The following is a 26880-nucleotide window of genomic DNA, read 5'->3' on the forward strand; positions in this document are numbered from 1 at the left end:
CTAGTGCAGTCCTGCATTTACAGTCGTGAGCGCCAACACCTACCGTAAAAACAGTTGGGCAGCTCGCCCGTCGATTCAATGCTGAACAAATTGGAGGCACCGCTATGGGTGAAACCGCAACCCGCGAGGCAGAACTGCTCGCCAAGGTTCCCACAGGTCTGTTGATCAACGGCGAGTGGCGCGACGCCGCCGGCGGCCAGACGCTCGACGTTGAGGATCCCGCCACCGGCAAGGTCCTGCTCACCATCGCCAACGCCCAGCCCGAGGACGGCGCCGCCGCACTGGATGCCGCCGCTGCCGCCCAGGCCGACTGGGCCAAGACCTCCCCGCGCGAACGTGGCGAGATCCTGCGCCGCGCCTTCGAGCTCGTCACCGAGCGCACCGAAGACTTCGCCCTCCTGATGACCATGGAAATGGGCAAGCCCCTGGCCGAGGCCCGCGGCGAGGTTACCTACGGCGCCGAGTTCCTCCGCTGGTTCTCCGAAGAGGCCGTGCGCGTCAACGGCCGCTACGCGACTGCCCCGGACGGCAAGAACCGCCTGCTCGTCCAGAAGAAGCCGGTGGGCCCCTGCCTGCTGATCACCCCGTGGAACTTCCCGTTGGCCATGGCCACGCGCAAGATTGCCCCCGCGATCGCCGCAGGCTGCACGGCGATCCTCAAGCCCGCCACCCTGACCCCGCTGACCAGCCTGCTCTTCGCCCAGGTCATGATCGAGGCCGGCGTGCCTGCGGGCGTGCTGAACGTCATCCAGACCTCCACCGCCGGCAAGGTCACCGGACCGCTGATCAAGGATGACCGCCTGCGCAAGCTCTCCTTCACCGGATCCACCCCGGTGGGCCAGGCCCTCATCCGCGACTCGGCGGACAAGGTCCTGCGCACCTCCATGGAGCTCGGCGGCAACGCCCCGTTCGTGGTCTTCGAAGACGCCGATCTGGACAAGGCCGTCGAAGGCGCGCTCGCCGCCAAGATGCGCAACATGGGCGAGGCTTGCACCGCAGCCAACCGCTTCATCGTGCAGGACACCATCTCCGAGGCCTTCTCCGAGAAGTTCGCCGCCCGCATCGCCGAGCTGACCCCGGCCCGCGGCACCGAGGAGCACTCCAAGGTGGGCCCGCTGATCGATGGCAAGGCCCGCGACGGCGTGCACGAGCTCGTCACGGACGCGATCGCCAACGGTGCAACTGCCGTGACCGGCGGCGCTCCGGTGGACGGCCCCGGCTACTTCTACCAGCCGACCGTGCTCACCAACGTCTCGCCGAAGTCGCGCATCCTCGCCGAGGAGATCTTCGGCCCGGTGGCTCCGATCGTCACCTTCCGCACGGAGGACGAAGCCGTGAAGCTTGCCAACGGCAGCGAGTACGGACTGGTTGCCTACGTCTACACCAAGGACCTCAACCGCGGCCTGCGCGTGAGCGAAAAGATGGAGACCGGCATGCTCGGCCTGAACGCCGGCGTGATCTCCAACGCGGCCGCTCCGTTCGGCGGCGTCAAGCAGTCCGGCCTCGGCCGCGAAGGCGGCTCCGAGGGCATCGAGGAATACCTCTACACCCAGTACGTCGGCATCGCCGATCCATACGCGGACGAGCTCTAACCTGCTCTACAGCGGGGCGGCAAGCCGGTTGGCGTGCCGCCCCGCTGCCGTCTAACTACCTATACCGTTAATACCAATAACGACGACGGCGGCATGTCACCGGCGGCGGAAGAGCGACTGCGGCAGGAACCGTCCCAGCAGGCGTTGCTGCCAGGAGCTGCCGGCCTTGAGCTGCTCGGCCACGGCCATAACGTCCTCCCAGCGGCGGCTGTTCACGGGCGGCTGGGCAGGGGTTTGCGGATTGGAGTAGGCCGCGTGTTCGTACCCGGTGCGCAACCGTTCCAGCGCTGCCGCCGGCTCGCCGTCGAGGGTGCCGGTTGCGGCCAGCCGCTGGTTGAACGCCCGGGCCGATTCCTCCGGCGCGGACGGCTCTCCGTAGTCCGCGGCGACGTCGAGTGTCTCCTCCCAGGCCAGCAGCGCCGACTCGCGTTCCGGCACGGCCGGCGCCAGCAGTTGGGTGCGGCGTTTCCGCGTGCGCGAGGTGCGCAGCAGCATTGGGGACAAGAGGGCCAGCAGCAGGACTGCCGCTCCGGCTGCACTCCACAGCCGCGGCGCCAGGCTTTCCGCCTCGGTGCCGGTCCCGGCTTCCGGCTCGGCGCCGGCCGAGGGCAGCGGCAGGGTTGGTCCGGCACGGGGATTGAGGTTTTCCGGCTCCGCCGGATTCGGAACGGGAGCTACTTCAGCCTGTGCGTAGTCGGGCACCGCGCCGCGCCCCGGCGTCGGTTCGAACGCCACCCAGCCGAGGTCTTCGAAGTACAGCTCGGGCCAGGCATGGGCGTCGCGGGAATCGATCTCGAATTCGGTCAGCTCCCTGCCGTCCATCTCGAGGACTTCGCCGGTCTCATCACCCGGCGCGTAGCCGACGGCGATCCGGCTGGGGATCCCGGCCGTACGCGCCATGATCGCCATGGTCGAGGCGTAGTGCGTGCAGTAACCGGACTTTTCCTCCAGGAAGGCGCCCACCACGTCGAAGCCGCTCTGGTCGTACCCGCCGTCCACCGGGGCGTCTTCCGAGTAGACGAAATCCGGGCCGCGGAGGTAGCTCTGGATCGCCATGGCCTGCTCGTAGGGCTCGGTCAGGCCGTCGAGCACACCGTCGGTGGTTTCCTCGATGATGTCCGGCATGCTGTCGGGCAGTTCGGTGAAAATATCATCCACCACCGGCGCATCGATCGAATCGGCCGACTCCAGCCCTTCCCTGGTCAATACTGGTTCGACGCTGCGCACCGTGTACTCCTGGTCCGCGCTTGTGGTGTTACCGGTGCCCCGGATAGCGAGCGTGCGCGGATCCCAAGTCCAGTTGCCGCTCAGCCCGTCCACTTCGGCGGGCGCGTAAGGGACCGGGAGCCAGGGGCTGGTGAAGGAGCCCGTGCTGATGACGGTGGTGGTCACCTCGCCGCGCTCCATTAGCTCGCGGGTGCTCCGGGTGCCGATCCGTTCGACCCCCGAGCGCTGGACGCCGTCGGGATCGGTGGGCCGCCAGCGGGCGCCGGCTAGGTTCTCCAGGGTCACGGACCGGATATACAGCGGGTCCGTGGAATCGGTGGCATAGGTCATCCGGCCGAAGGCGCCGGGTCTGCGCAGGTTGTCGCCCAGGCTGACGATGGGATTGAGCCCGGTGGGCGCGCCCAGCCAGTTCAACCGGGATCCCTGTGGAAAGGCTCCGCTGGTGAAGCCCGGAATCGCCAGCGGCAGCAGCAGCGTCACGGCCAGGCCTGCGGCGCCGATGGAAGCGGCCCGGGTGAACTGGCCGGCCCGGACGGTGCCTGCGGGAGCCTGGTCGTCCCCGCCCAGCCATTGCGCGCAGCCCAGGATCAGCAGGAAGCCGATGGCGGCGGCCACGAAGCCCACCGCGCCGAGGCTGTTGGGCTTGATGATCGCCGGTACCATCAGCACGGCGAGCAGGCCGCCCCCGGCAGTGGCCGGCATCTGCAGCGGGACTGCCACCGTATCCACGAGCAGCGCCACCAGCCCGATGCCGACGCACGCCACCATGACGATGCCGGGTGTTGCGAGCACGGGCGCCACCTGCGAGATGACGGTCTCCTGCGCCTGGTCGACCATCGGTTCCAAGGCCCGGAAGGTTCCCGGACCCGGGAACACGCCCAGGAAACTGGTGGATGCGAAGAACATCAGCGTGACGGAACCGATCAGGCCCCCCAGCCCCAGCAGCGTGGCGGCGACCGCGGGCCAGTTGAGCGCCCGTCCCAGCGCAGTACCGGCTTCGACGCAGAGGACGGTGAAAAAGATATTGCCCAGCCACGCCCAACCTTCGATGACGCCGTTCAGGTTGGCGGCGGTGAGTACCACCGCCGCGGCGATTGCGGCGGACATGAGCCAGGGCCCGGAGCCAGTCGGGAGCCGCCGTCGTGAGCCGTTGTCCGGTGCGAGGTATTCCGGCGTTTCGGAGCGGATGCCGTGCCCCTGTCCGCGGTCCAAGGTGGCCGTCATCGCCGGCCTCCCCGGGAAGAAGTCGGGGAAGGGACGGGGCCGGCCGCGGCGGGGCCGGACCGGGCGGTGGACGCCGTGACCGGTGCCTGCGCGTCGAAGTAGCTCCACGCCGCCGGCAGCGACGCCTTGGCATTGACCGCCACAGCACGCCAGCCGCCGTTGCGCAGGGCCTCGAGGACCGGCGAGGAGTCGTGCGGATGGTCCATGACCAGGATGGCGAAGGCATGCGAGCCGAACTCGGCGGCCGGGGCCAGCAGGCGGGCTTCGGCGGCGGAGATGTTGCCCAGCAGGGCCAGCAGCGGGCCCTTGAGCTTGTGCGCGGCGAGCTTGTCCATCAGCCGGTCCCCGAACGTCTCCGCCCCCGGCTGCGGCCGGTCCGCTCGCCGGTGCGGATCCTCCGCGAGCCCCAGCGCCGCCAGGCCTTCCGCCAGGTTCTGGTAGCCGGCGGGGCCGACGAAGTTTTCGTCTTCAGGCCACGGCGCCGAGGGGGAGCGGAGCAGGCCGGGTTCGGCGTGGACGTCGAGCAGCCGCACCGTATAGTTGCGCTGGATGAAGTCATGCGCGGCCGAGGCCACCGCGGTGACCGCCCATTCGAACGCGGGCGAACTGTGCAGCAGCTCTCCGCCGTCGTGCTCCGCGGACAGCGTCGGCAGCAGCCCGCTGCCGAAGGTGTGCACGCGCTGGTCCAGAATGATGGTGGCCTGCGGGGTGGTGACGGATTCCTCCTGCCGGACCATCAGCTCGCCCTGCCGCGCGGTGGCCGCCCAATGCACGCGCCGCATCGGATCGCCGTGCCGGTATTCGCGCGTCATCACGTCGTCGTCGCTCGGATTCGCCTGCCGCCGGGTGCTGGCGGTGCCGTCCGTGCCGCGCGCGCCGGTTAACGACGTCGGCGGCAGTTCCACCGGCGCCGGCGTGACGATGAGCGCGGAGACCTCGCCCAGGTTGTGCCGGTGCCGGGCCAGGCCGAAGGGGTCCTCGAAGTCCGCGGTCACGGGCCCGATCCCGAACATCCCGCGCTTGCCGGAGCGCAGCCGGTACTCGTAGATGCTCTCGCCGGTCCGCGTCGGGTAGCGCGCCGGGAACCGGAAGGTGGGGGAGCGGCCGAACCGGTGCGGCAGCTGCTCCTCCATGTACGCGATGCCGCCGAAGCTGCCGGTACGCCGGACGGAGAGCTGGACGTGCGTGATCAGCCCGGTCTCCACGGAGGCGGGCCGGAATTTACGTTCGACGGCGAAGCGCGGCTTGAGCACCACCATCACCGCCGCGGCGAGCAGGGGGAGGGCGATGAGGAAAACCGCCAGGCTCAGCAGGTCGCGGCGGCCGAAGATCTGCGCCAGCAGCAGGGCGACGACGCCGGCGGCGAGCAGCCCCCAGCCGCGCATTGTCACGTAGCGGGTGGGCAGCCAGCCGAACCGGTCCATGGCGCTTGGCCTACACAGCGGGACGGCGGGCTTCGCCGCTGACCGGAACCTTGGCCAGGATCGACGCCACGATCCCCGGCGCGTCCTCGCCGGCGGTCACGGCCTTGCGGTCCAGCATCAGCCGGTGGGAGAGCACGGCCTCGGAGACTGAGGCGATGTCGTCCGGGAGCACGAAGTCCCGGCCGTCCAGGGCGGCAGCGGCCTTGGCGGCCCGGAGCAGCTGCAGCAGGGCGCGCGGGCTGGCGCCGAGGCGCAGGTACGGGTGTTCGCGGGTGGCCCGGCCGATGTTGACGGTGTACTCCTTGACCGCGGGGGAGACGTAGACGTCCTGCACGGTGGCGACCATGGCGCGCACGTCCGCCATGCCCACCACCGGGCGGACATCGGCCAGCGGGGAGGTGGACTGGTGGTTTTCCAGCATGTCCATCTCCGCCCGCGGGTCCGGGTAGCCCATGGAAATCCGCGCCATGAAGCGGTCGCGCTGGGCCTCCGGCAACGGGTAGGTGCCTTCCATCTCGATCGGGTTCTGTGTAGCCACCACCATGAACGGCGGCTCCAGCCGGTAGGAGCGCCCGTCCACGGTGACCTGGTGTTCCTCCATGCACTCGAGCAGCGCGGACTGCGTTTTGGCCGACGCGCGGTTGATCTCGTCCCCGATGACGATGTTGGCAAAGACCGGCCCGGGCCGGAACTCGAAGCTGTGCTTGTCCTGGTTATAGATGGAGACGCCGGTGACGTCCGAGGGGAGCAGATCGGGCGTGAACTGGATGCGGTGCACGCTGCAATCGATGGTGCGCGCGAGCGTTTTGGCCAACATGGTTTTGCCGACGCCGGGCACGTCCTCCACCAGGAGATGTCCCTGTGCCAGCAGCACGGTCAGCGCCAGCCGCGCGGCCTCCTCCTTGCCGTCGATCACCGTGTTGATCGCCGAAAGGATGCGCCCGCATGCCTCGTGGAAGTCCACCAGCGGCAACCGGCCGACGTCGTTAATCACCTGTCCGTTGGTGGCCGTGCCAGCAGCAGCGGTCGCCCCGCCGGCACCTGACTGCCGCGCGGGATCCGATACTGCCGCCTGCTGCTGGATGTCCATGGAAACCTTCCGCTAGCCTTCCCCCCGGGGCCGGATGTACCAACACTACTGGCAGAACTTTCCTGACGGTAGGGCCTGAAACGTTTCTTTCGGGCGCTGGCGATGACGCCGGCGATAACCTAGAAGCATGCCGAACAACCTCGCAGTCCAGCCCGGAGAAACGCCCGCCCCTTACGTCGCCGAAGCACCCTCGCCCGCGGAAGGGCGCGCCCGCAGCGCCGAAGAGGAAAACAGCGGACGACGGCGGCAGCTGCGGTATCCGCCGGCGCCCGAACCCCTGCCGGTGCCGGTGATGGACAACCATACGCATCTGGATTTCCGCGACGGCGACGTGCAGGTCAGCGTCACGGAGGCACTGGACGCCGCCGAGGCGCTGGGTATCCACGGTGCCGTCCAGGTCGGTTGCGACCTGGAGTCCTCCCGGTTCACTATCGAAGCGGTAGAAGCAGACGCAAGGCTGCTGGGCGCCGTCGCGCTTCATCCCAACGACGCGCCGGCACTGGGGGAGGCGGGCACGCTGGAGGAGGCGCTCGCCGAGATCGAAGCGCTCGCCGCCCATCCGCGCGTGCGGGCCATCGGCGAAACCGGCCTGGACTACTTCCGCACGGCGGGGCCGGGGCTGAAAACGCAGGAGTATTCCTTCCGCCGGCACATCGACATGGCCAAGCGGCTGGGGCTGGCGCTGCAGATCCATGACCGCGACGCGCACGAGGATGTGGTCCGGGTGCTGCGCGAGGAAGGAGCGCCGGAAAAGGTGGTGTTCCACTGCTTCTCCGGCGACGCGGAACTGGCCCGGATCTGCAACGAGAACGGGTGGAACATGTCCTTCGCCGGTACCGTAACCTTTAAGAACGCGGGCGACCTGCGCGAGGCCTTGAGCATTGCCGATCCCGGCCTGGTGCTGGTGGAAACCGACGCGCCGTTCCTCACCCCGCATCCCTATCGGGGCAGGCCCAACGCGAGCTACATGATTCCCTACACAATGCGTGCCATGGCCGAGGTTCTGGGCAAGGATCTGGGGCACTTATGTACAGAAGTGTCACAAAACACAGAAAAAATTTACGGCCCTTTGTGAGCTAAGTTACTGCCGCGTATTTTTCCTAGTCAGCCCCGGTTTTCCGACGTTTCACCGGGCCTGACTTGGGACGTTCCGGCGTGACCAAAAAGAGATTTTGGCCGTACTCGAGTTGGAGATGCATCACGGTTCGGTTACGGTGGGGAGCTAATGGCCGGGGTCGGGGAAGGCAACCGGACATGAAATCACTCGCTTGAGGCAAGTTGGACGTTCCGTTCGTACGCCCAAACCCTCTCGTCTAGTGCTGCCTGCACAAAGCATCGTGCCGTGCGATTCGGCGCGCGACTGCTCGTGTCCAAGTCCCCGTGCCCGGGAAACTTTAAAAAAGTTGGGTACCGTGGCAAACGCACTGAAAAACCGCTGGGTAAAAATTGCCGGGCAAATGGTCGTGATGACCGCACTCGTTCTGGGGCTCGTGGCCTTCGTCGGCAACAACAAGTCGGTAACCCTGACCGTTGACGGCCAGGCCAGCAGCGTCTCGACCTTCGGCAGCACCGTTCAGGACGTCCTGAACGAAGCCGATGTCCAGGTGGACGAGCTGGACGAAATCACTCCGTCCACCAGCGCCGAAATCACCGACGGCAGCAGCATCCAGGTCATCACCGCCAAGCCGGTCAAGCTGACCCTGGACGGCACCAGCAAGACAGTGCATTCCACCTCCGCCACCGTTGAGGACCTCCTCCACGAGCTCGGCGTCGAAGAGGACTCCGAACTTTCCGCCCCGCTGGATGCCGAACTGGCCAGCGTGAGCACGGTGACCATCACCACCCCGAAGACCGTTTCCATCACGGTGGACGGCGAAACCAAGAAGAAAATTACGACGGCGGCCACCATCGGTGATCTGCTGAAGGAACAGAAGATCAAGCTGGGCAAGGACGACGAGCTCTCCGACCCGAAGTCGACTGAGATCAAGGACAACCTGAAGCTCAAGATCACCCGCATCGACCGGGACCAGAAGATCGAGGTCACCGAGCCGATCGAGTTCGAGACCGAGACGAAGAAGGACTCCTCGATGTACGAGGGCGAGCAGGAGATCACCCGCTCCGGTGTCACCGGCGAACGGACCAAGACCTACGCCCTGGTCCTGGTCGACGGCGAAGAAACCGAGCGCGAGCTGGTCAGCAACGAAGTCACCCGCAAGCCGGTCACCCAGCAGGTCAGCGTCGGCACCAAGGAACGCCCGGCGCCCAAGCCCAAGGCATCCTCCGGCAGCAACAACACCAACGTCGGCGGCACCTGGCAGGCACTCGCCCAGTGCGAGTCCGGCGGCAACTGGGCCATCAACACCGGCAACGGTTACTACGGCGGCCTGCAGTTCAGCCAAAGCTCCTGGATCGGCGCCGGCGGCGGCAAGTACGCCCCGCTGCCGCACCTGGCCAGCCCGTCCGAGCAGATTGCCACCGCAGAGGTCCTGCGCAGCAACGGCGGCTGGGGCCACTGGCCGGCCTGCTCTGCCAAGCTGGGCCTGCTCTAACCACGGCAGCACCACCCCATCGGCAGGACCCGGGCATGAACCCGGGTCCTGCCGGCGTTTAAGGTGCGGCGAAGATCAGCGGCTACGATGGCACAGTGACAGAAGCGAATTCTTCCTCAGGGCTGGCCGACGACGGCTCGGCGTCGCCAACCCGCGAGGGCGCCGCAATGCCCGCGAACGACGGCGGCCGCCCGGCTGTTGCGGGCACGGCACCTTTGCTGGGGGCAGCCGACATCAGGCGCCTTGCGGCCGAACTGGATGTCCGCCCCACCAAGACCCTGGGACAGAACTTCGTCATCGACGGCAATACCATCCGCCGGATCGTCGCGGCGGCACATATCGATCCGCAGGAGACGGTCCTGGAGGTGGGCCCGGGCCTGGGCTCGCTGACGCTGGGCCTGCTGGACGCGGCCAAACATGTGGTCGCCGTCGAGATTGATCCCAAACTTGCCGCCAAGCTGCCGGACACCGCCGCCCGGCTTCGTCCGGATGCGGCCTCCCGGCTCGACGTCGTACTTGCGGATGCCATGCGGGTGACGGAGCTGCCGCAGCAGCCCAGCGCGCTGGTGGCCAATCTCCCGTACAACGTGGCCGTACCCGTGGTGCTGCACCTGCTGGAGCATTTCCCGTCGCTGGAGCACGGGCTGGTCATGGTGCAGGACGAGGTGGCGGACCGGCTCGCGGCGAAACCGGGCTCGAAGATTTACGGTGTGCCCAGCGTCAAGGCCGCCTGGTACTCGCAGATGCGCAAGGCCGGCGTGATCGGGATGAACGTGTTCTGGCCGGCGCCGAAGATCGCGTCCGGGCTGGTGCAGTTCACCCGGCACGAACCGCCCGAAACGAGGGCCACGCGCAAGGAAGTCTTCGCTGTGATCGACGCGGCCTTCGCCCAGCGCCGCAAGACCCTGCGCGCCGCCCTCGCCGGCTGGGCCGGCAGCCCGGCCGCCGCCGAGGATGCCCTGCGCGCGGCGAACGTGGACCCGAGCGCGCGCGGCGAAGTGCTGGACATCCACGCCTTCGCGCGGATTGCCGAATTCAAACAGCCCTTGATGGCGTGAGCTAAGACCCGGTGGAGGAGGCAATGAGCATGTCCAGAAAGCGTTCGGTTCGGGTGATGGCCCCGGGCAAGATCAACGTGTCCTTCCGGATGGGCCCGCAGCGCCTGGACGGCTACCACTCCGTGGCCAGCGTCTACCTGGCCGTGTCGCTCTACGAGGAAGTCACCGCCACCGTGCGCGACGACGACCGGATCACCGTGAGCGTGCGCAACGGCTCCACGCTGCCGCTGGAACTCGACGACATCCCGCTGGACGAATCCAACCTGGCCGTCCAGGCCGCGCAGCTGATCCGCTCCATGGCCGACCGGCCCACCGGCGTGCATCTGGACATCACCAAACGCGTACCCATCGCCGGCGGCATGGGCGGGGGATCGGCCGACGCCGCGGCGGCGCTGGTGGCGTGCAGCGCGCTGTGGGATACGGGCTTTTCCCGCGAAGAGCTCGTGCGCATTGCCTCGGACCTCGGCGCCGACGTGCCCTTCGCCATCCTCGGCGGCGTCGCCGTCGGGCTTGGCATCGGGGACCAGCTGACGCCTGCGCTGGCGCGCAAGGACATGAACTGGGTTCTGGTGCCCGCGAGCTTCGGGCTGTCCACGCCCAAGGTCTACGCCATGGCGGACCAGTTGCGCGAAGAGGCCGGATTCGGGGCCACCGAGCCGGAGGACGTGGACCCGGCCGTGCTGAAGGCCATGCATGCCGGGGACGTGGACTCGCTGGCGAACGCGGTTGGCAATGATCTGCAGGCCGCCGCGATGGCGCTGGCGCCGGAGCTGGCCGATATCCTTGAACTGGGCGTCGCCGAGGGCGCGCTGGCCGGGCTGGTCTCCGGGTCGGGTCCGACGCTGGCCTTCCTGGTGGCGGACCGCCTCGAAGCCGAGGACCTTGCCCAGCGGCTCTCCGACGTCGCGGGCGTGGCGGCCCTGCCCGTCCACGGCCCGGTCCACGGCGCGCGCATCATGGCCTGACCCGCCTGACCCGGCCCCGAAAACTTCACCTACACAGCAACAGAAAGTATCTTCACCTTGGCCCACCTGCTTGGCGCGGAAAACATCAGCGTCTCCTTTGCCACCCGCACCGTCCTGGACTCGGTTTCCCTCGGCCTGAACCAGGGCGACCGGATCGGCATGGTCGGCCGCAACGGCGACGGCAAGTCCACGCTGATGCGGCTGCTCGCGCAGCGCACGACGCCGGACGAAGGCCGCGTGACCAAGCGCGGCGACGTCAACATCGGCTACCTCGACCAGCAGGACGTGCTCAACGGGGACCTGCCCGTGGGCGAGGCCATCGTCGGCGACCAGGCTGACCACGAGTGGGCGTCGAACCCGCGCATCCGCGAAATCATGGGCGGCCTCGTCGGCGACGTGGACTGGCACGCCAAGGTTTCCCTGCTCTCCGGCGGGCAGCGGCGCCGCGTGGCCCTGGCCAAGCTGCTGATCGAAGACCATGACGTCATCATGCTGGACGAGCCCACCAACCACCTGGACGTGGAGGGCGTGGCCTGGCTGGCCCGGCACCTGAAGGAACGCTGGCGTCCCACCGAGGGCGCGTTCCTGGTGGTCACCCACGACCGCTGGTTCCTGGACGAAGTGTGCACCCGGACGTGGGAGATCCATGACGGCATCGTCGATCCGTTCGACGGCGGGTACGCGGCCTACGTCCTGGCCCGCGCCGAACGCGACCGCATGAACGCCGTCGTCGAAAGCAAACGCCAGCAGTTGGTCAAGAAGGAACTGGCCTGGCTCCGCCGCGGCGCCCCCGCCCGCACGGCCAAGCCCAAGTTCCGGATCGAGGCGGCCAACGAACTGATCGCCGACGTCCCGGAGCCGCGCGATACGGTGGCGCTGAACAAGGTGGCCACCGCCCGGCTGGGCAAGGACGTGCTGGATCTGGAGCACATCTCCTACACACCGCCGCCCCGCGAAGGCAGCGAGGCAAAGAACGACGGCGGCAGGCCGCTTTTCGACAACATCACCCTGCGGCTGGCGCCGGGGGAGCGGCTGGGCCTGGTGGGGGTCAACGGTGCGGGCAAGACCACGCTGCTGCGGCTGCTCAACGGCGAGATCGAGCCGGATTCCGGCAAGGCCAAGCGGGGCAAGACCGTGAAGACCGCCATCCTGACGCAGGAAGTGCGCGAGCTGGACGACGTCTCAGACCTGCGGGTCATCGAGGTCATCCAGCGCGAACGCCAGGTCTTCAATGTCGGCGGCAAGGAAGTGTCTGCCGGTCAGCTGGTGGAGCAGCTGGGCTTCAACAAGGAGAAGCAGTGGACGCCCGTGCGGGATCTTTCCGGAGGTGAGCGCCGCCGCCTGCAGCTGCTGCGCCTGCTGGTGGGGGAGCCGAACGTGCTGATGCTGGACGAGCCGACCAATGACCTGGACACCGACACCCTCGCGGCGGTGGAAGACGTGCTGGACGGCTGGCCCGGAACCCTGGTGGTTGTCTCGCACGACCGCTACCTGCTCGAGCGCGTCACCGACCACCAGATGGCGCTGCTGGGCGACGGCAAGCTCCGGGGCCTGCCCGGCGGCGTGGACCAGTATCTGGAACTGCGGGAGGAAGCACTCGCCGCCGGAGACGGGAAGGTGGGGCCGTCGTCGTCCGCTGGTGCCGCATCGGGAACGGTGCCCGCCGGCGAAAGCGGTGCTGCCCAGCACCGTTCCGGCGGTTCAGCACCGTCCTCAACGCACAGCGAGGCGGAAAAGCGGCAGGCTAAGAAGGACCTGAACCGGATTGAGCGCCAGCTGACCAAGCTCACCCAGCAGGCGGACAAGGTCAAGGAACAGATGACGGCCGCCGGCTCGAAAGCCGACGCGGACTTCGAGCAGCTTGCCGAGCTGAACAAGAAGCTGCAGGAGATCAGCGCCGAGCAGGAAGAACTCGAGATGGAGTGGCTCGAGGCGTCCGAAGTCCTCGAGTAGCTTCCGCCCAGGAGCTAGGCGGGCTGGTTTGTGTGTGCGCGGCTTGCATAGGCCTGGACTTCAGCCCTGGTGGTGAGCCCCAGTTTCGCGAGAATACTCCCTACATGGTGTTCCACCGTGCGTTTGCTGATGAATAGCCGCGCCGCGATCTGGCTGTTGGACAAGCCGTCGGCGATAAGTTGCAGCACCTGGACTTCCCTCGTGGTCAGCTGGCCGCCGGCCCGGGGGGAGGTGCGGTAACGGTGCCCCAGGGCGCGGAGGACCTGGGCTGCTGCATCGGCGTCGTACCGAGCGCCAAGCTGCTGGAAGTCCCGCAAAGCGGTGAGCGCTTCCGCGGTGGCAAGCTCTGGTTGGTCTGCGGCCACGGCCCGGGCCAGGGCCAGGCGGCAGCGGGCCTGTTCGAGCGGCAGGCCGGCGGCACCGAAAGCCACCAGCGCCTTCTCCAGATGCTCGCGGGCAACAGTGCTCGCCCCGGCACCGGCGCCGTTAGTACGTTCGGTGGCCAAGCGGCACAGCCCCACGGTGTACTCAGCCAGCGCGACGTACTGGCCAAGGCCGGTCGCCGCGGCGATAACGCCCAGTTCGCAGCCGAGACCGGATGCTTCGTCCGGACGCCGTGCAGCCAAATGGACTTCGGCGAGGAGCGCTATTTCCGGTGCCACCAGGACAGATCCGGCGGCCGCCTGGAGACGCCGGCGCAGGACGGCCGCCGCGGACTCGGCATCGCCGTTCATCAGCCGAAGCCGGGCCAGCGGCTGGACCGCGGCGGGATCCGATTCGTAGCCGCGCAGCAGGGTTGCCGCTTCCGCGGCTCTGCCCTGGCGTAGCCGCAAATCAGCGAGACGCACTACCGCACCGCCGCGCAAAGCCCGGAAGCCGCCGTCGTAATCTTTGATGGCGCGCTCCAGCCGGTCCTCAGCCTCGGCCCAGCGGCCCGCGGCGGTAAGGATGCCGCCGTAATGCATTCCGCAGATTGCCGGTACCCAGGCCGCGTGCTGGCGGTGGCCGAAACCGGCAGCAACCTCCATCCATTGCTGGGCCCGCCTAACATCGAGGGTCAGCTCCGAGCAGAGCAGCATCTTGCAGTAGATTTCGCCGGCGGCTTGGTAGTCGCGGACCTCGCCGCTGGTGGCAGCGGCCGCGGCTTCATCAATGAGCCGCAAGCCCACGGCGATACGCCCGCCGAGGACCAGCGCCAGGCCCTCGTAGCTGCGGGCGCAGAATTCCAGGTCCGGGTCGCCCAAACGCCGGCCCAGTTCGGTGGCGGCCGCGGCATGGGCGCGCATCTCGGCAGGGTCGAGGGTGCCAAGGCACTGGGCCAGATGCACCCAACCGGCCTCCACGCAATCGCCCGCCTCGCTGATCAGGGAAGTAGCCCGCGCCAGCCAGCCGTCCGCGGCAGCCGCATTGGCGTAGACCGCATCGTAAAGGAAGCTGAGCTCGCGGGCGGCGATCAAAGCCGGAAGACGGGATTCACCGCGCCGGCGTAACAGGGTGAAGGCCTTTTCGTAGAGTCCGATGGCGGTCCCGAAGTCCCCGGCCCATTCAACGGCTTTGGCCAAGCCGTATGCGGTCTCGGCAGTCACCCCGTGCTCAAGCGCCTGCCTGAAGAATGACTGCGCTTCCCTCCAGTCCCCGCCGTTGAGTGCGGCGCGGCCGTCCTCAAGAAGCTGCTCCAGGGTGGAAGCCATGACCTATTTTACGTCCGGCCGGCGGAGAGGAAAGGGCTGGAAGATAGGTGCACGCACCGATGCAGGCGCGCCCGGATCGGCCGATCCTTAGAGCAATAAGGCTGAGCAATAAGCCAGACCAGACGAAAGGGTGAGGGTTATGGCCCATACAGAAAGCTTCCAGCTGGAAGAAGCAGCGGCCGAGGCTTACGAAGCAAAGTTCGTTCCGGCGATGTTCACGGAGTGGGCCCAGCGGATGGTGACCGTGGCTGGAGTATCGCCTGGCCAGCGGATTCTTGACGTTGCCTGCGGTACCGGCATTGTGGCCCGCACGGCGGCGGAGATAGCCGGTGCGGAAGCGGTGACCGGCGTGGACATCAACCCCGCCATGCTCGCCGTGGCTGCCAGAGTCCGGCCGGAGATCAGCTGGCTACAGGGTGATGCGGCCGCGCTGCCTGTGCCGGAGGGCGCCTTTGACGTCGTGCTTTGCCAGATGGCGCTGATGTTCTTTCCGGATGCTGTGGCGGCGCTGCGGGAGATGTGCAGGGCGGCGGTCGACGGCGGAACAGTTGCGGTTGCGGTGCCCGGGCGCCTGGCGGACCAGCCGGGCTACGGACCTTTCGTGGAGCTGGTCTCGCGCCATGCGGATTCCGGTGCCATGTCCCTCCTAGGCGTTTATTGGGCCTGCGGGAATCTGGAAAAGCTTGAGCGGCTCTTTGCTGAGGCGGGTTTGCACGGGGTGGAATCCCAGACGCACATCGGCGAGGCCAAGTACTCCTCGGCCGCGGATTTCGTGGCGGTTGAAGTAGAGAGCACACCGCTGATGGCGCGGTTGACCGAGGATCAGTTTGCCCGCATCCGTACGGAAGCGGCTGCCGTCCTGCAACCGTTCGCCGCGGCTGACGGTGCCCTGACAGTGCCGTTGCAGGGACACATTGTCGTTGGCCGCAAGGCTAAGGAGCGCAAGCGCTAGCAAGCCGGGAAGCCGCGGCGCGCGTTACGCCTACGGCGCGTGCCGCTACCCCTTTGGCGCGCCGCGGTTCTCCCAGAGCCCGGCCGACCGGATTGAAGCCTGGATCTTGGTGGCCGCGGAGTGCAGGGCGTCGCGCTCTTCGTCGGTCAGCGGGTCGAAAACGTTCTCGCGGACAAAACTTACGTGTCCGGGCGCGGCCTGCACAATGGCCTTGTGTCCGACGTCGGTCATCGAAATGTTGAATCCGCGGGCATCGGACTCGCATTCCGTCCGCGCCACCAGTCCCTTGGCCTCCATCCGCTTGAGCAGGTGGGAGAGCCGGCTTCGCTCCCAGTCCAGCGCCTGGGCGATGTCGCGAGCCCGCATGATCCCATCCGCGGCTTCGGAGAGCGCGGCGAGTACGGAGTACTCCACGCCCGAGAGTTCAGAGTCGCGGATCAGCTGGCGGTCCATGGCGGATTCGAAACCCCAGATCAGTTCGCGCAGCGCGCGCCAAACTTCCTGCTCGTGTCTATCGAGCCACCGCGTGTCCGAGCTCACTAAACTTCCCCCTCCAACTATGGTTGACAATTCAAGTGTCCCCTGTGCATGATTGACATGTCAACAAATCAATGACGTGTCAACAACCTGAAGGGGTTATCCACATGACCAAGATTGCAATCGTCACCGGCAGCACCCGTCCGGGCCGCAACAACAAGGGCGTTGCCGACTGGGTTCTGTCCCAGACCGCAGGCCGCACCGACGCCGAATTCGAACTTGTCGACATCGCAGACTTCAACCTCCCCTTGCTGGACGAGGCCTACCCGGCCATGTACCAGAACTACCAGAATGACCACACCAAGGCCTGGTCCGCCAAGATCAACGAATTCGATGGCTTCATCTTCGTTACCGGCGAGTACAACCATACTCTGACCCCGGCCCTGGCCAATGCACTGTCCTACCTGAACGTGGAGTTCAACAACAAGGCAGCCGGCATCGTGTCCTACGGTTCCATGGGTGGCGCCCGCGCCGCCGAGCACCTGCGCAACGTGCTCTCCGAGCTGCAGATCGCCCACGTCCGCAACCAGGTCATGTTCTCCCTGTTCACCGACTTCGAGAACTTCTCCGAGTTCAAGCCGACCGAGCAGAACGCCGGCACCCTGGCCCCGATGCTCGACCAGCTCATCCCGTGGACCCGCGCCATGGAGGCCGTCCGCGCCGAAGCAGCCGTCGCCGCCAACTAAGGCAAACCGCCCTCCGCACTGCCGGCCCTCTGGCCGGCAGTGCGGACCCCTTAAGCCGCAAGCGCTCCATCCCCCACCTGCCCATGAGGGGGAACGGAGCGCTTGTTCTTTTACTTGCCCCTTCCGGCGATCCGCGGCGCGGGTGCTGCCCGTGTCTTCATGCCCGCCGATTGGATACGATCAATGCATCAGAACGGGTAACGTCATGGTCGGGGAGGGCCGTGCCGCTTGCCGGCGGGGCTGAGGAAGAATCTGACGGGGAGGAACCACGCATGGGGCAAGGACCAGGACGGGGCGGTCCCGGACCGGCACCGGTAATCGACGCAACCGGGGCAACCCGCGCCAGCGGGCCAGCGGCGCGCGCGGCAGGGAAGGTGTCCCTGTGAATGAGCGGCAGGAAGCACGGCGGCGGCTGGTGCTGGCCGTGGGGGTGGTTCTGATCGTTTTCGGTATCGCGGCATTGGCCTGGGCCTTCGTGCTGCTCGGGCGTTGAGCCACCATGGAACTACCACGTGGAATTGGCCAACCGGCTACCCGCGCGCTGAACGGTGAGGGCATCACGAGTCTTGAGCAGGCGGCCACGCATACGGAGGCCCAATTGCTGGCACTGCACGGCGTGGGGCCCAAGGCCATCCGAGTGCTCCGCGAGGCATTCGCGGAGCACAATCTGGACTTTGACTAGTCCAGCGGCTCGGGGTCGCCCACGCCCAGCAGGTAGGACGCGATGGCCTCGTGGAAAACGTCCACCCGCCGGCTGCCCGGGACCAGGGATGAATTCCCCTCGAGCAGGCTGCGGAAGGCGAGGCCCTCGATCAGCGCCGTAAAGCCGCTGGCGAGCTTGGCCGGTTCCGTGGATCCCAGCGCTTCGAAAAGCTCCAGCGCCCGCGACTGCGAGAACAGCGCGTCCGAAATTGTTCCCCGGAAATCTTCGCGCTCGGAGAGCTCCAGGGCCAGGGCCACGCGCGCCTTGATGTGGTGCGGGCGGGTGGTCAGCTGGATGTCGAGGTACTGGGCAATCCGGGTGGCCACATGCTCAATGTCCATGCCTTCTTCGACGGTCCGCGGCGCTTCCAGGTTCGCGTTCTCGAAGTCCGCCACCGAACGCTCGCGCAGGTACTCCAAGGCGCCTGCCAGCAGTTCGTCCTTGGTCCGGAAGTAGTAGCTGGTGGAGCCGGTCGGCAGGTTCAGGTGCGCGTCCACGGCCCGGTGTGTCAGGGCCCGTAGGCCCTCGTGGGCGATAATTTCCGTGGTTGCTTCTGTCATCAGGGTCCGGCGCTGCGCCTTGTCGTCGTGCGCGGAGGTCGCCGGGCTGTGATGGACCTGCGGTAATGCTGCTTCCACGGGGGAGGCTCCTGATCGTTCGATGTACTCTACAGATGTAGAGTACCTTGTCTGAAGGGAAAGGAATGACGTGTTGAGGGGCAAGTCGCAGACCAAGCAGGAAATTCTGGCGCACTTTGCGCATCGTGCGGCAGCGGCTGGTTTCGCTCTCGACAAGTACCAGCTCCAAGCCATTCAGCAACTGGCGGAGGTGGCCGCCAGAACAGTTAATGCTTCCACCGCACACGCTCCCAACGTAGCCCTCGCACCGGCCTCCAGCAATAAGAGGCGCCGGAATCTCTACCTTTGGGGCCCAGTTGGCCGGGGCAAGAGCTGGCTGGTCAACGAGTTCTTCGCAGCGCTCCTGTTGGAAGGCAAGAAACGCTGGCATTTCCACGACTTCTTCCGCGAGCTGCATGCCCGCCGTCGCGAAGCGCAGGATTCGCCGTCGCGGCCGGCCGGTACCAGCGCCGTGGACGTGGCCATCGACTCGCTGCTGCAGGACTGCACCCTGCTGGTCCTGGACGAATTCCATGTGCACGATCCGGGCGACGGCCAGCTGCTGGCCCGTTTCCTGCGCGCACTTTTCTCCCGCGGCATCGCCCTGGTCACCACCTCCAACTACCCGCCGGGTTCCCTGATGCCCAACGGACTCTTCCACGATCTGTTCGCCCCCACCATCGCCCTGATCGAAAAACACATGCAGGTTGCCGGCGTCGCCGGTCCGGTGGACTACCGCTCCTTGCCTTCAAATAACGACGGCGGCCGTGAAGGTCCGCGGTTCAGCGACGGCAGCGTGATCAGCGCCGGAACCGACGACCTGGCCCGCGCGCTGGACGGCACAGGCCTGTCCATGCCGGAACCGCACGAGGCAGTGGAGCTGCGGCCTACCACGTGGCCGCTCCCGGCGCTGCGCGCCACGGAGGCGGAACTCTGGTTTGATTTCCGGCAGCTCTGCGAGACGCCCACCGCCACCCAGGACTACCTGGCGTTGGTTGAGCAGAGGCGGCACTGGGTGATCACCGCCGTTCCGTCCCGCGAGGAGATCAGCATGAACGGCTGGCAGCGCTTCAGCAACATTGTGGACATCCTCTACGACGCGGACATTCCGCTGACGCTGATCAGCGAAGCACCCCTGGATCTGAGCCCGTCGGAGAGTCCTTCCGCCGTCGATATCGCCCGCATCGCCAGCCGCCTCGGCCAGCTGAAGAGCGCCGTGACGACCAACTGAAGGCCGCAGCGTCAACCAGCTCAACGCCACGGCCCGCACGGTTGCGTAGACCGTCCGTTGCGCCGTCTGCTCATTCCAGCGATTCCTGGTTCACGTCCTCACGACGTCTGATCCCGGATTCGGGGCTCCGCGCTGCGGCGGCGCGAGAGTGCAACGCCGAACAGGCACACCGCCCCGCCGACCACGGCGATAAGCGTCGGCACTTCGCCCAGGAACAGAAGCCCGAGCACAATGGCGGCAGGCGGCACAAGGTAAGAGGAAACGATGAGCTGCCCGGCCGGCATCTTGGTCAGCGCGTACCCCCAGGTGCTGAACGCGAGGGCCGTCGGCACCACGCCGAGGTAGACGACGCCAAGGATGGACGCGGACGAAGCATCCTGCAGGTCAACAATGAGCTCACCGGTGAACGGCAGGGCGGTCACGACGCCGATCGCACAGGCCAGCCAGGTCACCTGCGCCGCGGGCACTCTGCGCAGGGCAGGTTTCTGGAGCAGCACGCCTACCGAATAGGTCAACGCCGCCACCAGCGCCCAGATGACGCCGGTTCCGCTGCCCGCTGCGCTGTCCGCACTCGTGCCGAAGCCGATCAGCAGTACTCCGATGAACGCGACGCCGGCGCCGATCGCGAGCCATTTCGGAATGCCTTCCCGAAGGAAAACGCCGGCACCCAGGGCGATCAGGATCGGGGCGAAGTTCACGATCATGGCAGTGGTTCCGCCGTCGAGCGTCTGTTCCGCAGTATTGAGGGCAACGTTGTATACGCCGAACCACATCACGCCGCAACCAATGATCAGCAGCCATTCCCGCGGACTCGGCTTCACCCACGCCCTGCCGATCAGACCGATGGCCAGGACGGCCGCGCCGACGCCCAGCCGCAGCAGGGTGAGGGAGCCGGGCGTGAAGTCCGTGCCCACACCGCGGATCACAATAAATGCGCTGGCCCAGGCGAGCACGGTCACCGCGACGGCAACCAGGACGAGCGGGGTCAGCGTTTCCGTCAGCGGTTTGACCGGCACGAAAGGCGTAGGGGAGCTCACGCCGTCAGGTTATCCGACTCCTCGGGACGGCACACCGGCCGGCGGCGAGGATGGCGGTTCCTTGCCGATAGTTGTCAGGTTGTTGCCGGGATTTCTTCGACCACGCTGGTGCCTCGTTCCGGGCGTGATTCCCACTGCCAAGTTTCGTGCAGCCGGATGCGCCCGTCGTCGAGTACTTCCAGCTTGCTCGCGCACACTCCGTTGGCGGTCTGCAGGTTGATGTTCAGATGCGAGTAGCGGAAATCCAACCGGTCGCCGTCGCGTGTTCCCACCAGATAACCGCGGACGACGGCGCCGCCGGAGTATTCCGCCCAGATCATCCTGCCGTCCTGGCGGTAGTGGAAGCTCGTGGTGCGCCCGACTTCGCCCGATGCGGTGTTGGCCACGGCGGCGAAAACTTTCCCGTCGATGACCGCCTCCACTGCCGCAGGATCGGGAGCCTCGGCCTCGTCGTCCTCCTCGGTGCCTTCCCCGGCCTCGCTGTCATCGCCGGCGTCGCTGTCTTCTCCGGACCCGGCCTGGGTGTCCTTCACCGCGTCGGCCGCTTCAGCGGGCTCGACCTCCGCGGCTCCGGCGTCCGGCACGGCGATGGCCGGCGGGTCCTCGACCGGAAAGAATCCTGCGTCCGATTCCATCTGGCCGTCGGGCAAATCCGAAAAACTGGTCGCTGAGACTGATTGAGACATGGATACAGAGTAGAGGTCATCACGAAAAGGTCACAATGACCGGGCGTGTTGAATCCCCCTAGGAATGGAATGTTTCACCTGATCTGGTCATCGGCAGCGTTCAAACAGTACTGTGCTTGATCACCTTCACTCCTACGGCCAAACCAACGACGGCGGTAATCACCGCCGCGACGACGCCCCACAAGGTGTCCCAGCCGAGCCCGCCGGCGAACAGTTCCCGCTCGGCGTTGACCATGTAGGTCAGCGGGTTGAACAGGCTCAGCACCTGCATCCAGCGCGGACCCGCTTCGATAGGCAGCATGATGCCGGAGAGGATCATCAGCGGGAACAGCAGTGTCTGCTGGACGCCCCAGAACACCCACTCCTTCCCCTGGGTGACCAGCGCCAGCGCGTAGGAGAGCGCGCCGAGGCCGATGCCGAAGACCCCGATCACCACCAGCCCGAAAAGCACGTGCAGCGGATAGAACACGAACCCGAACGGGATGGAGGCCAGCGCGATCACCAGGCCCTGCAGGACCAGCGGCGCCCATTCCTTCAGCGCGCGGCCGATCAGCAGCGAGGAACGGGACAGCGGCGTGGCCAGGATCCGCTCGTAGGAGCCGGTCATCAGCTCGTACTGCAGGTTCGAGCCGGTCATGGAGGTGCCGAACAGCGCGATCATGACGACGACGCCGGGCAGGAACCACTGCAGCGAGGACTCGCCGCCGAAGGCCTGCGCACCTACGGCCGCCCCGAGCAGCGGTCCGAAGAGGGCCAGGAACACCAGCGGCTGCACCAGCGAAAAGATCAGGGAGAACGGATCCCGGATGACCAGGAGCATTTCCCGCCAGAACACGTATTTGGTGTCCTGCAGGATCCGCCCGATCCCTGGTTTCCTCACGGCGGTGCCGGCTGCGGTGGCTTGCTGGAGCTGCATCAGACTTTGCCCCCTTCGCGCAGGCTGCGGCCGGTCAGTTCGAGGAAAACATCGTCCAGCGTGGGCGGTTTCAGCTCCAGCCGCAGGGCCGGCGCACCGGCATCGTTCATGTCCTTGAGCAGTCCTGGTGCCAGCCGTGCGCCGTCGGGGATCCGAAGGCGGAAGCGGATGACGCCGACTCTTCTATGTCTGTCAAGCGCTCTTCAGGCACGGGCTCGCGGCGTTGAGCGTGCGGTGGACGCGTCGGGCTAGGTAGCGTTTGATGCATCGGCGGATTTCCCGGTCGGTGCGTCCTTCTGTTCGCCGTTTCTCCACGTATCTCCGGGTCTCCTCGTCGTGGGTCATCTTGGTGAGAGCGACCATGTGGAGAGCGCGGTTCAGGTTTCTGTCTCCGCCTCGGTTCAGGCGGTGCCGGACGGTGTTTCCTGAGGAAGCGGGGATAGGATTCACGCCGGCCAGGGAGGCGTAGGCCGCCTCGTTCCGAACCCGTCCCTGATGGGACCAGGCGGTGAGGCAGGTCGCTGCAGTGACGGACCCAAAGCCCTTTTCATGCAGCAGGGGTGCGGCCTCGCTGATCTGTACCAGCTCGGTCACTTGCTTGTCATTGGCTTTGAGCTGGTCATCGAGTTCGAGGACACGTTTGGCCAACCGCGTTGCCTCGGTCCGGGCGATGGTCAGGGACAGTTCCTCCTCTCGGGCGCGCCACCGCGACGCTTCAGCGATCTGAGCTGCTGAGAGTGCCCTGCGGGCGTCCAATCCCAGATCATTGGTGCGCAGCAGTGCGGTGAGCGAGTTGACCGAACGGGTGCGCTCGGCGCTCATGGCGTCGCGGGCCGTGACCAGGATCCGCAAGGCCTGGCGCACCCCCTCGTTGAGCCTCGGGCGGCATAGCTTCGCCTGTGGCAGCGGCAACGCGGCTGCGGCAATGTGGTGCGCATCGAGGGCATCGGATTTGCCGACGCCGTGGCGTTTCTTCGCGTCCATTCGCGGAGCCTCGGCCACCGGGTAACCCTCGGCGGCGACAGCGCCGGCCAGGACGGCTCCGTAAGATGCGGCGCCTTCGATCACCCACAGCGTGTCAGCGTCTGCGTCGGTGCGGCGGGCCACCCACGCGATGGCCCTGTTGATGCCGGCAGACGTCGTTGGGAAGTCTCGGGTATCGATCAGCTCGCCGGTCCTGGCTGCAAGGATCGCGTAGACGTGATTGCGGGCGTGGGTGTCGACGCCCACGACAAACGGGTAGGAATGCGCGACGATAGAAATGGCGGTCACGGCACCTTTCCTCAGTGATGGAGATGGTCAGGCCGCTGTCGGCCGGTACCAGTCCGGGTAGGAAACACATCGGAACAGCACTGTGACGGGTCACGCGCCTCAAGGCGGCGGACAATCTTCTGATCAAGCTACCGAGGTGGGCCGGACAGGTCCGGCCGGCCCGCGCCACGGATGGACAAGTCGGCGGCAAGACACTTCATGGTCAACGTACGCTCGAGTCACATCCATGGCCGGCGGAACGGCCAGTACCCATCCTGCCAGCCAGTCCCAGACCAGCTACAAGAAAGTCTCACAGTCGTACGCTGTTTCTTCCAGCTCGCCTGCGGCCGCCGCCCGGCCGAGCAGTCCCCGCACCTCCGGCGCCGCGGCCGCCGAAACCTCCACGGCCAGCAGGTCGCCGGCCAGCTCCGCCTTGAGCCGGCCGGCCGTGTTGTCCGCAATGATCTCGCCGTGGTCGATGACGATGACCCGCTCGGACATCGTGTCCGCTTCCTCAAGATAATGCGTGGTGAGCACGATGGTGGTCCCGTGCTCATGTCGCATACGCATAATGTGCTCCCACAGATTCGCGCGGTTCTGCGGGTCCATGCCGGTGGACGGCTCGTCGAGGAACAGCAGTGTGGGGGAGTGCATCAGCCCCAGCGCCACATCCATGCGCCGCCGCTGGCCGCCGGAGAGCTTGATGACGGTGCGCTTCTTCAGGTCCTCGAGCTCCAGCGATTTGAGCAGCTGCTCCGCCCGTGCGCGCGCGTCGCTGGTGTTCATCCCGTAGAAGCGGCCCTGCATGATGAGCTCGTCAATGACGCGGTAGCTGTGCCCGCCGCCGTTGCCCTGCCCGATGTAGCCAATGCGCGAGCGCACACCTGCGGGATCGGCGATGACGTCAACCCCTGCCACCCGCGCTGTTCCCGAGGTAGGCGCCAGCAGTGTGGTGAGCATGCGCAAGGTGGTCGATTTACCCGCGCCGTTGGGCCCGAGGAACGCGACCAGTTCGCCGCGCTCGACGTCGATGTCCACGCCCTTGACGGCCTGGATCTTCTCTTTCTTCACGGTAAAGGTCTTGGTGAGCTTGCTCGTGTGGATCATTGGCGACCCCTGGTCGGTGTCATTCGCGATGTGAAAACGCTACGCCTGCGGCAGGAGCCAGTCCATGGGGTTGCCGCGTCATGTGGACATCTTCGGTCCGTGCCTCTGGCTCCGGCTGTCTGTGCAGGGCGATTAGAGTTGAACACCGTGATGCCCTTTCCGCACGCATCCATCCCTCTCCGCGTCCACCTCACCACCTATAAGGAACAGCCATGCCCGCCCCGGCCCCTGCCACGAAGCCCGCACCGACTCCCGATGAGCGGCAGTCCGTACTGCGCACGCTGAAGTCCCCGCGGCTGCTGAAGACCGAGGTGCTCGCCGGCCTGGTGGTCGCGCTCGCGCTGATTCCCGAGGCCATCGCGTTCTCGGTGATCGTGGGCGTGGATCCGCGCATGGGCCTGTTCGCGTCCTTCATCATGGCGGTGACCATCTCGTTCGTCGGCGGCCGGCCGGCGATGATCTCGGCGGCGACGGGCGCGGTGGCCCTGGTCATCGCCCCGGTGATGGCCAGCCACGGCGTGGAATACCTGATCGCCACGGTGATCCTCGGCGGCATTTTCCAGGTGCTGCTCGGCGTGCTGGGCGTGGCCAGGCTGATGCGCTTCATTCCGCGTTCGGTCATGGTCGGCTTCGTGAACGCGCTCGCGATCCTCGTGTTCGGTTCCCAAGTGCCGGAGCTGCTGGGCGTGCCGTGGCTCGTCTACCCCATCACCGCCGTCGGCCTTCTGATCGTCTTCGGTCTGCCCAGGCTAACGACGGCGGTGCCCGCGCCTTTGGTCGCGATCGTCGCCTTAACGCTGGTGACCGTGCTGGCCGCCATCCAGGTGCCCACCGTGGGAGACAAGGGGCAGCTGCCGGACAGTCTGCCCGGCCTGTTCATCCCCGACGTCCCGCTCACGCCGGACACCTTCCGGATCATCGCGCCGTACGCGCTGGCGATGGCCTTCGTCGGGCTGCTCGAATCCCTGCTGACCGCCAAGCTGGTGGACGACATCACCGACACCCGTTCCAGCAAGACGCGCGAGTCCTGGGGCCAGGGTGTGGCGAACATCGTCACAGGGTTCTTCGGCGGGATGGGCGGTTGCGCGGTGGTTGGCCAGACCATGATGAACGTGAAAGCGTCCGGCGCCCGCACCAGAATCTCCACCTTCCTGGCCGGCGCGCTGCTGTTGCTGCTGGTGGTCGTGCTTGGCGACGTGGTGGCGCTGATCCCGATGGCCGCGCTCGTCGCTGTGATGATCTACGTGTCCATCGCGACCTTCGACTGGCACTCCATCAAGCCGTCCACGCTCAAGCACATGCCCAAGTCCGAGACGGGAGTAATGGTGAGCACCGTCGTCGTCACCGTGTGGACGCACAATCTGGCCATCGGCGTCGGCGCCGGCGTGCTGGTCGCCATGGTCCTTTTCGCCCGCCGGGTGGCGCATTTCGTGACCGTGGAGCGGACCGTGCTCGAGGTCAACGGGGAGGAGACGGCTACCTACCGCGTGGACGGCGAGCTGTTCTTCGCTTCGTCCAACGACCTCTACACACAGTTCAACTACGCCACCGATCCGCAGCACATCATCATCGACATGCACGCCTCGCATCTGTGGGATGCCTCCACCATCGCCGCACTGGATTCCATCGCGGAGAAGTACCGCACGCTTGGAAAAACCTTGGAGATCATCGGGCTGAACGAAGCGTCCGTGCTGATGCGCGAGCGTCTGGCAGGCAAACTGAACGGCTAACGTCCCCGACGGCTGAGGCGCTACAGCCGGTGACCAGACCGTCGCATTTCGGAACGGTGCGTTTATCCAATAGTTATTGGCCCTCGTCTGCGGGCAGGAGTATTCTTTTCCTACCGGAAAGTTGCTTATGTACAACGTTCCGCCAGTGTTTTTTCTTTGGGGTTAAGTAATGTGCGCCGGCGGCTAATGCGCGCCCGTACATTCCAGACGTGGCCGGGTCCGATGACTACCCGTCCCGAAAAGAGGAATCCGCTTGCTTCAGCGGAATCAGTTCCTCGCACCGTCCGGTGCCGCATCCTCGGTGCGGCGCCGGACTTAATTAGGCACCGGACTTAAATAAACGAGAAGCCTCCAGCCAGTTGCGCTTCAGCCCGCGCTCCGGCCCGCGGCCCCAGTCCCCGTCTGTCGCCCGCGGCCCGCCCGGGACCCGCCCAGATGACCCGCGCGACTAATCTCGAAAAATGCCTTAGTCCCGGCGTCGGGGTATGGGTTTTTGATACGGAAATTGATAGCTTTAACCCCACAGGGCACGGCCCGTTTCAGCACTCCTGAATTGCGCATTGTTCGCTGCTATTACACCGCCGTGGGGCTGGCACCAGTCGCGCAGCCAGATCGGGATCCGTCCGCTGCTAAGCAGCCGGGCGTTATTACCGC

Annotated in this window: 21 protein-coding genes and 1 pseudogene; 11 read left to right on the forward strand and 11 right to left on the reverse strand. The window is 66.5% G+C overall.

Annotation, left to right across the window (positions count from 1 at the left end; translation table 11 throughout):
* Positions 1-104 precede the first annotated feature (104 nt).
* Positions 105-1592 carry an NAD-dependent succinate-semialdehyde dehydrogenase gene (locus tag AC20117_RS14040; protein WP_074699201.1) on the forward strand — a complete coding sequence of 496 codons (1488 nt, stop codon included), beginning with the start codon at positions 105-107 and terminating at the stop codon, positions 1590-1592.
* 96 nt (positions 1593-1688) lie between these two features.
* On the opposite strand, the gene AC20117_RS14045 is transcribed toward AC20117_RS14040, so the two are convergent.
* From AC20117_RS14045 to AC20117_RS14055, 3 genes are read right to left on the reverse strand one after another with little or no spacing between them, the layout of a single operon-like run.
* Positions 1689-4043 carry a transglutaminase TgpA family protein gene (locus AC20117_RS14045; RefSeq protein ID WP_074699200.1) on the reverse strand — a complete coding sequence of 785 codons (2355 nt, stop codon included), beginning with the start codon at positions 4041-4043 and terminating at the stop codon, positions 1689-1691.
* The gene (locus AC20117_RS14050) at positions 4040-5467 is read right to left on the reverse strand and encodes a DUF58 domain-containing protein (protein ID WP_074699199.1); all 1428 of its coding nucleotides are present in this window, start codon (positions 5465-5467) and stop codon (positions 4040-4042) included. Before AC20117_RS14050 ends, AC20117_RS14045 begins: the two co-directional genes overlap by 4 nt.
* A 10-nt stretch (positions 5468-5477) precedes the next feature.
* On the reverse strand, positions 5478-6557 hold the full coding sequence (locus AC20117_RS14055) for an AAA family ATPase (RefSeq protein ID WP_074699198.1): 1080 nt from the start codon (positions 6555-6557) through the stop codon (positions 5478-5480).
* Between the two features lie 127 nt (positions 6558-6684).
* Between AC20117_RS14055 and AC20117_RS14060 the strand changes: the two genes are divergently transcribed.
* The 5 genes from AC20117_RS14060 to AC20117_RS14080 all read left to right on the forward strand — a co-directional run bounded on the left by AC20117_RS14060 (position 6685) and on the right by AC20117_RS14080 (position 13082).
* Entirely contained in the window at positions 6685-7632 is a 948-nt protein-coding gene (locus AC20117_RS14060) for a TatD family hydrolase (protein ID WP_074699197.1), read from the forward strand.
* A gap of 337 nt (positions 7633-7969) precedes the next feature.
* Positions 7970-9106 (forward strand): resuscitation-promoting factor, encoded by a 1137-nt coding sequence (locus tag AC20117_RS23895; RefSeq protein WP_269467188.1) that lies wholly within the window; start codon positions 7970-7972, stop codon positions 9104-9106.
* Positions 9107-9273: 167 nt separating this feature from the next.
* Positions 9274-10164 (forward strand): 16S rRNA (adenine(1518)-N(6)/adenine(1519)-N(6))-dimethyltransferase RsmA, encoded by an 891-nt coding sequence (gene rsmA / locus AC20117_RS14070; RefSeq protein WP_074702876.1) that lies wholly within the window; start codon positions 9274-9276, stop codon positions 10162-10164.
* 29 nt (positions 10165-10193) lie between these two features.
* A complete protein-coding gene (locus tag AC20117_RS14075; RefSeq protein ID WP_074699195.1) occupies positions 10194-11129 on the forward strand; it encodes a 4-(cytidine 5'-diphospho)-2-C-methyl-D-erythritol kinase in 936 nt (311 codons plus the stop codon).
* Positions 11130-11186: 57 nt separating this feature from the next.
* A complete protein-coding gene (locus AC20117_RS14080) occupies positions 11187-13082 on the forward strand; it encodes an ABC-F family ATP-binding cassette domain-containing protein (protein WP_074699194.1) in 1896 nt (631 codons plus the stop codon).
* Positions 13083-13096: 14 nt separating this feature from the next.
* Here the strand turns inward: AC20117_RS14080 and AC20117_RS24170 are convergent, their stop codons facing one another.
* Positions 13097-14773: a response regulator transcription factor gene (locus AC20117_RS24170; protein ID WP_074699193.1), complete on the reverse strand. Its 1677-nt coding sequence runs from the start codon at positions 14771-14773 to the stop codon at positions 13097-13099.
* Positions 14774-14912: 139 nt separating this feature from the next.
* On the opposite strand from AC20117_RS24170, the gene AC20117_RS14090 reads away from it, so the two are divergent.
* Positions 14913-15725 (forward strand): class I SAM-dependent methyltransferase, encoded by an 813-nt coding sequence (locus AC20117_RS14090; RefSeq protein ID WP_074699192.1) that lies wholly within the window; start codon positions 14913-14915, stop codon positions 15723-15725.
* 45 nt (positions 15726-15770) lie between these two features.
* On the opposite strand, the gene AC20117_RS14095 is transcribed toward AC20117_RS14090, so the two are convergent.
* A complete protein-coding gene (locus tag AC20117_RS14095; protein WP_074699191.1) occupies positions 15771-16265 on the reverse strand; it encodes a MarR family winged helix-turn-helix transcriptional regulator in 495 nt (164 codons plus the stop codon).
* Positions 16266-16369: 104 nt separating this feature from the next.
* Here AC20117_RS14095 and AC20117_RS14100 point away from each other — a divergent pair, with 104 nt between their 5' ends.
* Together AC20117_RS14100 and AC20117_RS14105 are read left to right on the forward strand one after the other, a co-directional pair.
* Positions 16370-16948: an NADPH-dependent FMN reductase gene (locus tag AC20117_RS14100; RefSeq protein ID WP_074699190.1), complete on the forward strand. Its 579-nt coding sequence runs from the start codon at positions 16370-16372 to the stop codon at positions 16946-16948.
* Positions 16949-17447: 499 nt separating this feature from the next.
* Positions 17448-17630 carry a helix-hairpin-helix domain-containing protein gene (locus AC20117_RS14105; RefSeq protein WP_179951886.1) on the forward strand — a complete coding sequence of 61 codons (183 nt, stop codon included), beginning with the start codon at positions 17448-17450 and terminating at the stop codon, positions 17628-17630.
* Here AC20117_RS14105 and AC20117_RS14110 read toward each other — a convergent pair.
* Complete coding sequence (locus AC20117_RS14110; protein WP_158300466.1) at positions 17627-18289, reverse strand: TetR/AcrR family transcriptional regulator; 663 nt, start codon at positions 18287-18289, stop codon at positions 17627-17629. The two genes, AC20117_RS14105 and AC20117_RS14110, sit on opposite strands and share 4 nt — an antisense overlap.
* A gap of 70 nt (positions 18290-18359) precedes the next feature.
* Between AC20117_RS14110 and zapE the strand changes: the two genes are divergently transcribed.
* On the forward strand, positions 18360-19499 hold the full coding sequence (gene zapE / locus AC20117_RS14115; protein WP_083339532.1) for a cell division protein ZapE: 1140 nt from the start codon (positions 18360-18362) through the stop codon (positions 19497-19499).
* A gap of 98 nt (positions 19500-19597) precedes the next feature.
* Here the strand turns inward: zapE and AC20117_RS14120 are convergent, their stop codons facing one another.
* From AC20117_RS14120 to AC20117_RS14145, 5 genes and pseudogenes are all read right to left on the reverse strand, one after another.
* Positions 19598-20536, reverse strand: coding sequence for a DMT family transporter (locus AC20117_RS14120; protein ID WP_236777310.1), 939 nt, complete (start codon positions 20534-20536; stop codon positions 19598-19600).
* A 74-nt stretch (positions 20537-20610) separates the two neighbouring features.
* Positions 20611-21222 carry an avidin-fold protein gene (locus AC20117_RS23910; protein ID WP_236777311.1) on the reverse strand — a complete coding sequence of 204 codons (612 nt, stop codon included), beginning with the start codon at positions 21220-21222 and terminating at the stop codon, positions 20611-20613.
* 100 nt (positions 21223-21322) lie between these two features.
* Entirely contained in the window at positions 21323-22138 is an 816-nt protein-coding gene (locus AC20117_RS14130; RefSeq protein WP_074699189.1) for an ABC transporter permease, read from the reverse strand.
* 192 nt (positions 22139-22330) lie between these two features.
* Positions 22331-23410 (reverse strand): IS110 family RNA-guided transposase, encoded by a 1080-nt coding sequence (locus tag AC20117_RS14140; protein WP_083339531.1) that lies wholly within the window; start codon positions 23408-23410, stop codon positions 22331-22333.
* Positions 23411-23704: 294 nt separating this feature from the next.
* Positions 23705-24496, reverse strand: a pseudogene (locus AC20117_RS14145) (ABC transporter ATP-binding protein); the annotation flags it as partial.
* Positions 24497-24708: 212 nt separating this feature from the next.
* Between AC20117_RS14145 and AC20117_RS14150 the strand changes: the two are divergent.
* A complete protein-coding gene (locus AC20117_RS14150; protein WP_074699188.1) occupies positions 24709-26226 on the forward strand; it encodes a SulP family inorganic anion transporter in 1518 nt (505 codons plus the stop codon).
* Positions 26227-26880 lie beyond the last annotated feature (654 nt).

It is taken from the genome of Arthrobacter crystallopoietes, from assembly GCF_002849715.1.
Lineage (GTDB): Bacteria > Actinomycetota > Actinomycetes > Actinomycetales > Micrococcaceae > Crystallibacter > Crystallibacter crystallopoietes.